This window comes from Bacillus sp. jun7 (assembly GCF_051034795.1).
Lineage (GTDB): Bacteria > Bacillota > Bacilli > Bacillales > Bacillaceae > Bacillus > Bacillus velezensis.
This window is the reverse complement of sequence record NZ_CP093219.1, coordinates 82,066-94,745: the sequence shown is the minus strand read 5'-3', so window position 1 is coordinate 94,745 and position 12,680 is coordinate 82,066. Positions and strand designations below refer to the sequence as shown.

Sequence of the window (12,680 nt, the reverse complement as noted above, 5' to 3'; positions counted from 1 at the left end):
AGCCATGGTCATTTTTATTTTACCATGAATCCCTGCACAGAGGGCAAATAAGCCCCGCACCCCATCCATTTTTTTCATTTTATAAGCCGGATCTGCTGATTTTACGGTATTTCACGAAGCTTCCGATCCGCCAAATGCACAAATACACAAAAGCAAGCTCCATCGTTAAAACGGCGAATTCCGCCGCGTCAATGCTTTTGAAATATTGGCTGAGCGCGATACGGATCGCAATAATCGCGATAATGACATATTTAAAGTTTTTATTCCGCTTGGAGTAGACAAAGCCGTCTTCCCGGATTTCATAGGCGGTTTGCGACAGCATGATGATACCGAATACCGCGCCTAACAGTCCGGCGATGGCGAGCTCCCAAAGAGCGGGAAAATGAAACGGCTTTCCCGGGATATTCATGAGCTGGCTGATACTGAATGTGAAAATGACGGCGATAATCAAAAGCGGGAGAATGATGCCTAAGCCGCCGCCTTTAATCGGCCTGTTTCCCTTTTTTACCCTGAACCAAATCATAAGTGCGAGAATGATAATGACAAATAAAACGGTTGCCAATTGAACCAACGTTTCTACCTCTTTTCATTGTTGTAATCGGTCTTTTTCACTATACCAGAATGATCACCGATGTTCATATATGTATTTTTTCATGATTTACACATGAGAATTTTCATATACATAAAAAAACCCGCCTGAAAAAGGCGGGTTTTCCGTCATTATCCTTCTACACGGATTTCTTTCATTTTGTCTCCGTTAGACATGTTTTTCGCATGCTCTAAACCGCTTGTCACTTTTCCGAATACAGTATGAACGCCGTTTAAATGCGGCTGCGGCTCATGTACGATGAAGAATTGGCTTGAACCCGTGTCTTTACCGGCATGCGCCATTGATAAAGAACCGGCTTCGTGTTTATGCGGATTGCCTTCTGTTTCACATTTGATCGTTTTTCCGCTTCCGCCCATGCCTGTCCCAGTCGGATCTCCGCCTTGGCTGACAAAGCCCGGAATCACGCGGTGGAAAATAACGCCGTCATAAAAGCCCGTATTCGCCAGATTTTCAAAGTTAGCGACTGTATTAGGCGCTTCATTCGGATAAAGTTCAAATTCGATTCTGCTGCCGTTTTCCATTTCGATGTAACCAGTTTTCATTCTCATTCCTACTTCCGTATTGTTTTTTGTCAAAGCCTTCTTTAATATGAATTTCAATTGTAAGCCGGCTTTCTTTTTGATATTCTTTTGAAGGAAGAGGCCTCTGCTCTTCTTTTCGCGGCTATTATACCACACCTTCAGCCGGAAAACGAATCTCCCCGCTTCCGCAGAAAGAAAATGAAACCAGAACAGCTTCACAGCCGTCTATGTATCGGAACTGCTTCACGCAGGTCCTCACAAACCGCTTCAAAACGGCATTTGTGAAAAGAAGGAGGTTAACCGCTTTGAAAAAAATGTGGATTGGATTGCTGGCGGCGGCCGTTGTATTGTGCACAATACCGAAAATCAGCCTGGCCGATGCCGCAGTCGGAGATGTCATCGTCACACTGGGGGCGGATCTGTCAAACGAAAACCGTCAGAAAGTGCTTGACGAATTAAATGTCCCTGATAACGCGACAAAAGTGACGGTCACTAATAAAGAAGAACATGAATATCTGGGAAAATATATATCGAATGCCCAAATCGGCACAAGAGCCATCTCTTCGTCATCCATTACGGTGGCAAAGAAAGGGTCCGGGCTTGACGTTAAGACCCATAATATCGATTCCATTACGGATGAAATGTACTTAAACGCCCTGATGACAGCAGGAGTGAAAGATGCGAAAGTATACGTGACGGCGCCGTTTGAGGTATCAGGCACCGCAGCATTAACGGGAATCATCAAGGCATATGAAGTCTCATCAGACAAAGCGATTTCAGAAGATGTAAAACAGGTCGCCAACCAAGAGCTTGTCACCACTTCAAATCTCGGGGATAAAATCGGGGATAAAAACGCCTCCGCGCTTATCGCAAACATTAAAGATGATTTCGCGAAAAACGGTGTGCCCGATACAAAAGAAGGAATCGAGAAAAAGGTCGATGATGCGGCTTCAAACCTTAATATTACACTGACTGACGCTCAAAAAGACCAGCTCGTTTCATTGTTTAATAAAATGAAAAATGCCAAGATTGATTGGGGCCAAGTCGGCAGCCAGCTCGATAAGGCAAAAGACAAAATCACGAAGTTCATTCAATCCGATGAAGGCAAAAGCTTTGTTCAAAAAGTTATTGATTTCTTCGCTTCGATTTGGAATGCGATCGTGTCTGTATTTACAGGAGACAGCGGATCAAGTTCTGACAGCTGAACGCAAAAAGAGACCGGACGCCATTGTTCCGGTCTCTTTTTTATTTATTGTTTGACCCCCGTCTTAAACGGCAGATCCAGTTTTACAATGTCTTCATAAGTTTCTCTTCTAATGACAAGATGCGCTTCGCCGTCTTCCACAAAAACGACGGCGGGACGCGGAATACGGTTGTAGTTGTTAGCCATGCTGTATCCGTACGCTCCCGTGCAGAAAACGGCGAGAAGATCGCCTTCTTTCACTTCCGGAAGGTCTATATCCCAAATGAGCATATCCCCGCTTTCACAGCACTTACCCGCGATGGATACCGTTTTATCGTGGTGTTCTCCGATTCTGTTTGCCGATACGGCTTCATATTTCGCCTGATACAGCGCAGGACGGATATTATCGCTCATGCCCCCGTCAACCGCTGCATATTTACGGGTGCCGGGCACTTCTTTTTGCGAACCGATGGTATAAAGCGTCGTTCCGGCATCTCCGACGAGCGAGCGTCCCGGTTCAATCCAGATCTCCGGAATGTCAAAAGCGTGCAGCGCTGCGTTTTCTTTTACCGCTTCGATAATTTTTTCCACATAAACGGCGGGATGAAGGGGTTCATCCTCTTCCGTGTAGCGGATGCCGAAGCCCCCCCCTAAATTCAGCACTTCAGAGACAAAGCCGAATGATTCTCTCCATTCATTGAGTTTTGCAAAGATTTTTTCTGCGGCCAGCACAAAGCCCGCCGTATCAAAAATTTGCGATCCGATGTGGCAGTGAACGCCGAGAAGGCGGATATGGTCTGACTGCAATACTTGTTCAATCGCCTTTTCTATTTGCCCGTTATGCAGATCAAAACCGAATTTGGAATCTTCCTGCCCCGTTGTAATATAATCATGCGTATGGGCCTCTACCCCCGGAGTGATCCGGAGAAGCACATCCATTGTGCGCCCTGATTTGCGGCACAGTTCCGCGAGTAAGGATATTTCATAAAAATTATCAACGACGATGCAGCCGATTTGATGATCGAGCGCCATTTTCAACTCTTCTTTGCTTTTGTTGTTGCCGTGAAAATGAATCCTGTCAGCCGGAAAACCAGCCGCAACCGCCGTAAACAGCTCTCCGCCGGATACAACGTCCAATGAGAGCCCCTCCTGCTCAGCGAGCTGTATCATCGCAACGGAAGAAAACGCCTTGCTCGCGTACGCGACCTGCGCCTTTAAATCCGCGTCAATGAATGCCTGTTTAAAGCTTTTAGCGCGCTCACGTATTAAAGCCACATCGTAAACATAAAGAGGCGTGCCGTAATGCTCCGCTAAATACAGCGCGTCCACACCTCCGATTTCCAAATGACCTAGTTTGTTTTGTCTGCTTGTGCCATGTAAGAACAATGCTCATTCCCTCTTTCTGATCCGCCTATGGGTGAAAAGGACAGCTTCTTTTGAGCTGTCCTTATACAAGTCCCGTATAAGTTAAGACATACAATATCATAATCTTCTGTCGGTTTCAATGCGATTATGAACCGCTTGGCTGTCTTTGACGGTCTTTCGGGTGAACAATGCTCGGTCTGACTTTCGCTCCCGGCACTGTCGTCCGGACGAGCACCTGCCACAGCGCCTTGCCGTTAAACGGTAAAAACGGCCATAAATACGGCGTATGAAACGAACGGATATTCGCCATTATGATCAGCAGCAATGTAAAGCCTATCACAAAGCCTTTCACTTGGAAAATGGCCACGAGCACCATTAAGATGAGGCGTATCATTTTATTGGCGAGGCTGAGCTCATAGCTCGGCGTGGTAAATGATCCGATGGCGGCGATCGATACGTACAGAATCACTTCTGCTGAAAACAGCCCCACCGCTATGGCGATTTGACCGATCAGCACCGCCGCAATCAGACCCATGGCGGTGGATAAAGCGGTCGGCGTATGGATCGCGGCCATCCTGAGAAACTCAATCCCCAAATCGGCTAAAAAGATTTGCAGAATGATCGGGATGTGCGTATTTTTATTTAAACCGATAAAATCCAATCTTTCAGGCAGAAGAGACGGTTCGAGAACAAAGAGAAACCAGATCGGAAGCAGAACCGTTGAAGCGATAATACCGAAGAACCTGATCCATCTTAAAAATGTTCCCACTGAAGGCGCCTGCCTGTATTCTTCCGCATGCTGAACATGGTGAAAAATCGTTGTCGGCGTTATGATCACGCTCGGTGACGTATCAACGACGATGATGACGTGCCCTTCCAAAATGTGATTGGCGGCCACATCCGGCCGCTCCGTGTATCTGACCATCGGAAACGGGTTGTAGCCCTGTTTGACGATGAATTCTTCCACCGTTTTATCAGACATCGTCAATCCGTCAATGTCAATCGCATTCACTTCGTTTTCGACGATGCTGACAAGGTCCGGATCCGCGATGTCTTCTATATACACAATGGCAAGATCGGTCTTAGAGCGCTCGCCGACTTTCGTAATTTTGACGCGGAGCCTTTCGTCCCTGATTCGTCTTCTGATCAATGCTGTATTAATGACGATATTTTCGATAAAACCGTCTCTTGCCCCGCGGACGACCTTTTCCGTATCCGGTTCTTCCGGTGTGCGTCCGGGGTAACTTCTGACGTCAACGATAAAGGCGAAGCCCGCGTCTTCAACGATAACGGCCACAAGTCCGGAAAGCACTTGATCTGTTGCTTCGTCGAGCGTTTTGACTTTTTGGACCTGCTGATTGACAAGCCTGTTTTCAACAACGTCAATCGCTTCATCCGCATTCTCATCATAATTATTGACGTCGACGAGCTGTTCCATTAAATGAATGATAAACAAAGTATCGGTTAATCCGTTGACAAAGTAAATCTGGACTTCCCGGTCTAATACTCGAACTTTGCGGACGCCGACATCATAGCTCGTTCCCATACCGACGCGGTCTTTAAAAAATTGTTCATTTTTTCTAGGATCCCGGTATACCTTGATCATGTTTTCCGGTTTTTCCGGCATGACTTTCGCTCCTTTCTAAAATGAATTCGACCGCCTTCATCGTAATCGGCGAGCCTTTGGATATGTCATCTTTTCTCCCCATCTTTCCTATGTCGCCGATGCCCACAATGAGAGGAACGTCCAATTTATCCAGACAATACACCGTATCTCCGTTCATTCTGTGCTCGTCCATTTCTCTCATTCCGGTTTTATCGACGCCATACTCCGTCACTTCTCCATCACGGTCAATGGAGACATCGACTTTCGTCCATTCAGCCTGATGGGTCTTAGAAGCGACCGCAATCACCCCCAGCACTTCAATGTCCCGATGTGAGGCGACATATTTCAGCGCCGTTTCGCCCGGCCCTTCCCCTTGCAGGCCTGAATCGTCAAACATGACAAACACCGGGTCATTCGGCGCGGCTTTAATCAGTTGAACAAGTTCGGGGCCGCTTCTGGTTGACGGATTGCCCTTTGATTGGGAAATACACCGCCCGCCTGCTTTTTCCGCGGCATATTCAATTGTTTTGGCGGCGTATACGTCCCCGTCTGTCACAAGAATGACCTTCCGTTTCGTCATCAGGCATTATCCTTTCGGTTTAAAAATAATGGCTACAAGAAATGCGAATAAAATCGCTGAAGATATACCGGCGGAAGTAAGTTCAAAAATCCCCATGGCGATCCCGATAAATCCATGCTCGTGAGCTTGATGCATGGCGCCGTGCAATAAGCTGTGACCGAAGCTGACAATGGGAACCGTCGCGCCCGCACCTGCAAATTCGATAAATTTGTCATATATTCCGAACCCATCCAACAAGGCGCCGATGACGACAAAAGTTGTCATCACATGGGCGGGTGTCAGTTTAAAAATGTCAAGCAGCAGCTGACCGATAATGCATATGATTCCCCCGCAAACAAAAGCCAACAGATATTCCATTTATGATGCACCTCCCGCCCGCTCAAATACCACACCGTGCGCGATGGTCGGAATGGTTTCTTTCTGCTGGATCATTGTCGGACTTAAAAGCGCTCCTGTCGCGACAACGAGCACCCTGTTCAGAGCCCCTGATTTTAATTGATTAAAAATATGTGTGTACGTAACAAGCGCGGAGCAGGCGCAGCCGCTTCCGCCCGCAAACACCTGCTGGTCCGGCGTATAGATGAGAAGACCGCAGTCATCGTGTTTCGTTCCGACGGGATAGCCTTCTTCTTTGAGCAAATCTTTCACGATCGGCGAGCCGACGCCTGAAAGGTCTCCCGTTAAAATCAGATCATAATCATCCGCCGTGCGGTTTAAGTCCTGCAGGTGCTGTTTGATTGTGTCGGCGGCAGCTGGCGCCATGGCGGATCCCATATCGAACGGATCTGTTATTCCGAGGTCGCTTACTTTTCCCACTGTTGCGCTTGTAATCTTGATATCAGAAGGGTTTTGGCTGATGATGACCGCCCCGCCCCCCGTGACCGTCGAAGTGGCGGTATCCGGTTTTTGCCCGCCATATTCCGTCGGATTGCGAAATTGCCGTTCTGCGGTCGCGTTATGGCTGCTCGTGGCTGCGATCGCCCGGTTCGCAAAACCGCCGTCAATGAGCGCGGATGCGACGGCAATCGTTTCCATTGATGTCGAACAGGCGCCGAACAGACAGAGGAACGGGATTTTCAGATGTCTGGCGACGTAGTTGGCGGTCACATTTTGATTTAAAAGATCCCCCGCGAGTAACAAATCAATATCGCTCTTTTTCAAATTCTGTTTTTGCAAAGCTGAGTTGATGGCATCTTCCATTAACTGACGTTCCGCCATTTCCCAGTTTTTCTGATTGCAATGCATTTCATCGTATGTCTTATCAAACAGCGAACCGAGCGGGCCGTCTTTTTCTTTCGGTCCGGCTGCCGTCCCCGCCGCATTTACAAATAACGGGTTTTCAAACACCCAGGTTTGCTTTCCGGTTAATTTCATTTTTTCTCCTCCTACGAAAACAGTTTTTCACAAGCAAACCGTATCAGGCCTACGATATAGGCTGCCACGACGCCGAACACAATGACGTTTCCCGCCAATTTAAACATGTTTGTCGCTACTCCGAGCACGAGTCCTTCACTTCTGTGTTCCAGAGCCGCGCTTGTCATACTGTTTGCAAAACCCGTCACCGGCACGGCTGAACCCGCTCCGGCAAACTGCCCGAGTCTGTCATAAATGCCGAATCCGGTCAAAAGGGCGGAAATTAAAATAAGAGTGGCGGCCGTCGGGTTGCCCGCTGTTTTTTCATTAAAATTAAAAAAGTGGATGTAAAAGTCTTGAAGAGCCTGCCCGATCAGACAGATCAAACCGCCGATCAGAAAGGCTTTGACGCAATTCCAAACATATGGCGGTTTCGGCTGATAGTCTTTCACTTTTGTTTTGTAATTTTCTTTTAAGTTTGTCACGTCGGTTCCTCCTTATGAATGATGGATAAAATACAGCCAATGAAATAAAGAGCCGGCTATTTTGCCGAACACAATGGCCATCAGCAATATGATGATTTTGCTGCCGAAGCCGATCCGTTTGGCAAGAATGGGAAGCACATTCAGCACTTCTGTAAGCGCTGCGGCCAGCATGCCGATAAACATGCCGGCCAAAAGCCCGACCGGAACGGCCAGCCATTCAGATAAAAAAAAATGATTCATATTTAAGGTTTCCCAGCCGCCGAACACAGCTCCTGAAATAACAGCTCCTTCGTAGGCCTGTACAAAGCGCATTGTTTTTGTCAGCTGCATAAGGCGGGGGACGATTCCCATAACGGTTAAAAAAGCCACAAAGCCCGCGCCCACGGTCAGCCCTCCGCCAAGCCCGACAAATATAACGAAAAGAATGCTAACGATCATGCAGATCTTTCATCGTCTCTTCATTTTCGTGCATTGCGACATAATGATCGAGATCAATCTGATAATTAAACATCTCGACTTCCAGCGGGCTTGGCTCTTCATTCAGGCGTTTTTTGAAGATGTGATTAAAAAAGACGATCATACCGAGACCGAGGCCGATGCTGTATGGAATCTGAAGCAGATACGGGTATTCATTCCGTTCGCCCGTTATGATTTCATATAAGGCGATATGAACTTCTCTCATACTGACATCTTCATGAAAATTCATAATGGCAAGACATGAACCGATAAAAAGCAGGAGCCAGACACCGACGAATAAAACGGCTGACAGCTGCTTTTTCTGGTAATGGATTTCCACTATCGTTTCAGCGCCGCCGACGGTCTGTACATCAAGCGCGGGAAAAGCGGTATTAATGGTTTTCAGCACTTTTATGATGTCCAGCACGACGATATTTTTGTCTTTTTTCGTGACCTTATACAGCGGCAGTGCCGACAGTTTTTTTTTCAGCTTTTGCTGTCCCGCAATCTGCGCGGCGTCGCCGACTGTGATGATATCTCCGGTATGAGCCTTCACGCGGTGGCGAAGTCTGAGAAATATTCGTCTTTCCACTTGCATCACCATCTTTCGGGTGGTTATATATGTAGTATGTGGTTCACTTTTGTTCTCATTCATCAGCGGCAAAAGACCATAAATTACCACCGATGCACAAATAAAAAAAGCCGGCCCGTAAAAGGTCAGCTTTCCGTATGATCCATCTGCACTTTAATCTGCTTTAATATTTTTTTCTCCAGCCTCGATACCTGAACTTGGGAAATCCCGAGCCGTTCGGCTACTTCCGACTGTGTCTGATCTTTATAATATCTCAGATAGACAATGAGTTTTTCCCGTTCTTCCAAATCACTGATCGCTTCCTTGAGGGCGATTTTGTCAAACCACTTCTCTTCTGAATGATCAGCGATCTGATCAAGCAGGGTGATCGGGTCTCCGTCATTTTCATACACGGTCTCATGAATGGATGAAGGCGCCCGCACCGCTTCCTGCGCAAGCACCACATCCTCCGCATCAATTTCTAAATGATCCGCAATTTCCTGAACGGTCGGCACTCTTCCGTATGTTTTTGACAGTTCATCTTTCGCCCGGCGTATTTTATTGCCGAGCTCTTTTAAAGATCTTGATACTTTGACGGTTCCGTCATCGCGGATGAAGCGCTGGATTTCTCCGATAATCATCGGCACGGCATAAGTTGAAAAACGGACATCATAGGACAAATCGAATTTATCAACGGATTTTAATAATCCGATACAGCCGATCTGAAACAGATCGTCCGGCTCATAGCCTCTGTTTAAAAACCTTTGAACGACGGACCACACAAGACGCATGTTTTTTTCTATGAGGAGGTCTCTTGCCTGCTGGTCGCCCTCTTGGCTCTTTTTGATTAATTCTTTGACTTCATGGTCCTTGAGCTGCGCGTTTTTGCTGTTTTTCTTAACCTCCACATCCATAACAAATCTCCTTAATTACAAAGCGCTTTGCTTTTTGTTGATAGGTGTTTTGTTAAGCGTATCGTCGTTCCCATCTCCGGCGAAGAATCAATCGTGACATCATCCATAAAGTTTTCCATAATGGTAAAGCCCATACCGGAGCGCTCAAGCTCGGGTTTTGTCGTAAAGAGCGGCTGGCGCGCTTCCTCAAGATCTGTGATCCCGAGGCCTTCGTCACGTATGGTCAAATAGACGACATGATCCTCCAGCGTAACGGAGATGTACACCTTTCCGTCGCAGTTTTCTTCATAGCCGTGGATGATTGCGTTTGTTACCGCTTCTGATACGACGGTCTTGATTTCCGTCAGCTCATCCATCGTCGGGTCGAGCTGTGCGATAAAAGAAGCAACCGTTACGCGCGCAAACGATTCGTTCTGACTGAGGGCTGAAAATTCAAGATGCATCTCGTTTTTCATGATGCCACCCCCAACGTTAAAAGCGCTTTTTGTTCCGATTGTTCGAACCTGATGATTTTAAACAGGCCGGACATGTCAAACAGACGTCTCACCGCGGGCGAAATCGCGCACACGACCATTTCTCCGCCGAGCTGTTTAATTTGTTTATAACGCCCTAAAATCACGCCGAGGCCGGAGCTGTCCATGAAGGTAAGATCTTCAAGGTTCAGCACAATGTGACGGATGCCGTCAGCCTCCAGCGATTCAGTAACCTTTTGTTTTAATGATTCTGCCGTATGATGGTCGAGTTCACCTGTTAATCGAATACAAAGCACGGATTCTTTGACATGAAAGTCAATTCCAAGGCTCATGCTCATTCCTCCTTGATATGATCGGATAATGAGTGTTTCGATTTTCGGGAAAGCAATTCCTTCACTATGACAAAACTAGTGCCCGTTCGCCACGATTATTTAAATTTTGTCCAATCTCCCATCGTCCGCTTCAGAAAAGTGAGAAAACCCGCTTTTTCCATGTCGTCTTTTGCCGTGACCGGGCTTTCAACGAGCACCTTTCCGTCTTTTTTCAGAACGAGGCTGCCGAGCACCTCTCCTTTTTTAACCGGAGCCGTTACATTGCCGTTGATTTTCACTTCTTTTTTTACTTTGTCCATGTTCTCTCCCTTTTTGGCCAGAAGAGAGATCGGCTCAGATGTGGTCAGCTTGATCAGTTTCTGTTTTCCTTTTTTCACTTTTACCGTTCCGACGATTTGATTCCGTTTGTACAGCGGGTGTGTTTTGAACTGGCTGAAGGCGTAATCAAGCATTTTGGTCACTTGGGCGTTTCTTTCTTTCGGGGTGCTGGCTCCGAAAACGACAGCGATGACCCTCATATTTCCTTTTTTAGCGGTAGCGGTTAAACAATACTTCGCTTCGCCTGTAAAGCCCGTCTTCACGCCGTCTACACCCGGGTAAAATTTGATCAGCCGGTTTGTATTGACGAGCCAGAACTTTTTGTCTGTATTTTCTCTTAAATAATCCTCATACGTTCCCGTAAATTGAGTGATTTTATCGTACTTTAATAATTCCTTCGCCATTTTCGCCATGTCATAAGCAGAGCTGTAATGGTCTTTTTCAGGCAGTCCCGTCGGGTTTTTGAAGGAGGTATCTTTCAATCCCAATTCTTTTGCTTTTTTGTTCATCCGGCTGACGAAATCCTCTTCTGAACCGGCGATATACTCCGCCATTGCGACAGATGCGTCATTTCCGGAAGCTATCGCAATTCCTTTGAGCATTTCTTTTACCGTCATTTCTTCTCCGGGTTCAAGGAAAATCTGTGATCCGCCCATAGACGCGGCGTGTTCACTCGTCCTGACTTTATCGCTCATCTTTATTTTCCCTTTGTCAAGCGCTTCCATGATTAAAAGCATGGTCATGATTTTTGTCATGCTTGCCGGCGCCAGACGCTCCCGGCTGTTCTTGTTATAAAGAATGCTTCCCGTATCGCGTTCAATCAGCACGGCGCTTTTGGCTTCATGAGCGAGCTCCGATGTATGTTTTCCGTCCGGCTTTGCAAAAGCGGACGGTGCTGATGCCGTTAATAAAATGCCAATCAACAAAGTGGATATAAGACGTTTCATCTCCAAAGCCCTCCATTTCATAATCCTTTTTATTTTTTCCAAATCCGGTGGTTTTATACGCCTCATCTGGAAAATGTTTCGTGTTGAGGGCACAAAAAAACAGCTGCTTCCGAAGAAACAGCTGACTTATGCTGACTTATTTTTGAGATCGTGCGACTACGGCTTTGACAAGCTTCAAAAAGCCGCCTTTTACTTTTTCCGTCATTTCCATTACTTCTTCATGGGATAACGGCTGGTCAAGAATACCTGCCGCCGCGTTGGAAATGCATGAGATGCCGAGCACGCGCATCCCCGCGTGGTTGGCGACGATGACTTCCGGCACGGTCGACATGCCGACAGCGTCAGACCCCATCGTTCTTAAAAACCGAACCTCAGCAGGTGTTTCGTAAGACGGCCCCGTAACAGCTGTATACACACCTTTTTGAACAGGAATGCCCAGCTCATCGGCCGTTTTTTCAGCCAAGCTTGACAGCTCTTTGTCATAGGCTTCTGACATGTCCGGGAATCTCGCTCCGAATTCAGCTTCGTTCGGCCCGATTAACGGGTTGGTGCCTGTAAAGTTGATATGGTCTGTAATAATCATCAGATCGCCGGCGCGGAATTCAGTGTTGATACCGCCGGCTGCATTCGTCACGACGAGAGATTCAACGCCGAGCGCTTTCATCACGCGGACGGGAAATGTGACCTGATCCATCGAGTAGCCTTCATAGTAATGAAAGCGGCCCTGCATCGCGATGACCTGCACGCCTTCAAGCGTTCCCATCACAAGCTGGCCGGCATGGCCTTCTACCGTTGAGACCGGAAAATCAGGGATCGTTTCATATGTAAGCTTGACGGCTCCTTCAATTTCATCGGCCAATACGCCGAGCCCTGATCCTAAAATCAGACCGATCTTTGGTGTTTCTTTCACGTGTTCTTTAATAAATGCAGCAGCACGTTCGATCTTTTGTTTCAAAAAAAAGTCCC

At 47.1% G+C, this 12,680-nt stretch carries 16 protein-coding genes; 1 reads left to right on the top strand and 15 read right to left on the bottom strand.

All coding sequences use genetic code 11. The features are described 5' to 3' along the window. Positions 1-79: 79 nt before the first annotated feature. Both MJQ52_RS00300 and MJQ52_RS00295 read right to left on the bottom strand, forming a co-directional pair. Complete coding sequence (locus MJQ52_RS00300) at positions 80-571, bottom strand: CcdC protein domain-containing protein (protein ID WP_014305331.1); 492 nt, start codon at positions 569-571, stop codon at positions 80-82. A 149-nt stretch (positions 572-720) separates the two neighbouring features. Continuing rightward, complete coding sequence (locus MJQ52_RS00295) at positions 721-1,152, bottom strand: peptidylprolyl isomerase (RefSeq protein ID WP_003153363.1); 432 nt, start codon at positions 1,150-1,152, stop codon at positions 721-723. A gap of 284 nt (positions 1,153-1,436) precedes the next feature. Between MJQ52_RS00295 and MJQ52_RS00290 the strand changes: the two genes are divergently transcribed. Beyond that, on the top strand, positions 1,437-2,336 hold the full coding sequence (locus MJQ52_RS00290; protein WP_003153362.1) for a DUF1002 domain-containing protein: 900 nt from the start codon (positions 1,437-1,439) through the stop codon (positions 2,334-2,336). Positions 2,337-2,380: 44 nt separating this feature from the next. Here the strand turns inward: MJQ52_RS00290 and lysA are convergent, their stop codons facing one another. The 13 genes from lysA to MJQ52_RS00225 all read right to left on the bottom strand — a co-directional run bounded on the left by lysA (position 2,381) and on the right by MJQ52_RS00225 (position 12,669). Beyond that, a complete protein-coding gene (gene lysA, locus MJQ52_RS00285) occupies positions 2,381-3,700 on the bottom strand; it encodes a diaminopimelate decarboxylase (protein WP_014305333.1) in 1,320 nt (439 codons plus the stop codon). Between the two features lie 124 nt (positions 3,701-3,824). Further along, positions 3,825-5,306: a spore germination protein gene (locus MJQ52_RS00280; RefSeq protein WP_003153360.1), complete on the bottom strand. Its 1,482-nt coding sequence runs from the start codon at positions 5,304-5,306 to the stop codon at positions 3,825-3,827. Continuing rightward, a complete protein-coding gene (locus MJQ52_RS00275) occupies positions 5,260-5,868 on the bottom strand; it encodes a stage V sporulation protein AE (protein ID WP_088037390.1) in 609 nt (202 codons plus the stop codon). Before MJQ52_RS00275 ends, MJQ52_RS00280 begins: the two co-directional genes overlap by 47 nt. A 3-nt stretch (positions 5,869-5,871) precedes the next feature. Further along, positions 5,872-6,222: a stage V sporulation protein AE gene (gene spoVAE / locus MJQ52_RS00270; protein WP_003153356.1), complete on the bottom strand. Its 351-nt coding sequence runs from the start codon at positions 6,220-6,222 to the stop codon at positions 5,872-5,874. Further along, complete coding sequence (gene spoVAD / locus MJQ52_RS00265) at positions 6,223-7,239, bottom strand: stage V sporulation protein AD (RefSeq protein ID WP_025649812.1); 1,017 nt, start codon at positions 7,237-7,239, stop codon at positions 6,223-6,225. It lies immediately after the preceding gene. A gap of 11 nt (positions 7,240-7,250) precedes the next feature. Next, complete coding sequence (gene spoVAC, locus MJQ52_RS00260; protein ID WP_003153353.1) at positions 7,251-7,703, bottom strand: stage V sporulation protein AC; 453 nt, start codon at positions 7,701-7,703, stop codon at positions 7,251-7,253. 12 nt (positions 7,704-7,715) lie between these two features. Next, the gene (locus MJQ52_RS00255; RefSeq protein WP_003153350.1) at positions 7,716-8,141 is read right to left on the bottom strand and encodes a stage V sporulation protein AB; all 426 of its coding nucleotides are present in this window, start codon (positions 8,139-8,141) and stop codon (positions 7,716-7,718) included. Then, entirely contained in the window at positions 8,131-8,751 is a 621-nt protein-coding gene (locus MJQ52_RS00250; protein WP_094247821.1) for a stage V sporulation protein AA, read from the bottom strand. The genes MJQ52_RS00255 and MJQ52_RS00250 overlap by 11 nt, the downstream gene beginning before the upstream one ends. Before the next feature lie 125 nt (positions 8,752-8,876). Then, positions 8,877-9,644, bottom strand: a complete 768-nt coding sequence (sigF, locus tag MJQ52_RS00245; protein ID WP_003153348.1) for an RNA polymerase sporulation sigma factor SigF — start codon at positions 9,642-9,644, stop codon at positions 8,877-8,879. A gap of 11 nt (positions 9,645-9,655) precedes the next feature. Next, on the bottom strand, positions 9,656-10,099 hold the full coding sequence (spoIIAB, locus tag MJQ52_RS00240; protein WP_094247820.1) for an anti-sigma F factor: 444 nt from the start codon (positions 10,097-10,099) through the stop codon (positions 9,656-9,658). Further along, complete coding sequence (gene spoIIAA / locus MJQ52_RS00235; protein WP_007409411.1) at positions 10,096-10,449, bottom strand: anti-sigma F factor antagonist; 354 nt, start codon at positions 10,447-10,449, stop codon at positions 10,096-10,098. Before spoIIAA ends, spoIIAB begins: the two co-directional genes overlap by 4 nt. 95 nt (positions 10,450-10,544) lie before the next feature. After that, entirely contained in the window at positions 10,545-11,714 is a 1,170-nt protein-coding gene (locus tag MJQ52_RS00230; protein ID WP_003153342.1) for a D-alanyl-D-alanine carboxypeptidase family protein, read from the bottom strand. Positions 11,715-11,850: 136 nt separating this feature from the next. Further along, positions 11,851-12,669 carry a purine-nucleoside phosphorylase gene (locus MJQ52_RS00225; protein WP_003153340.1) on the bottom strand — a complete coding sequence of 273 codons (819 nt, stop codon included), beginning with the start codon at positions 12,667-12,669 and terminating at the stop codon, positions 11,851-11,853. Positions 12,670-12,680 lie beyond the last annotated feature (11 nt).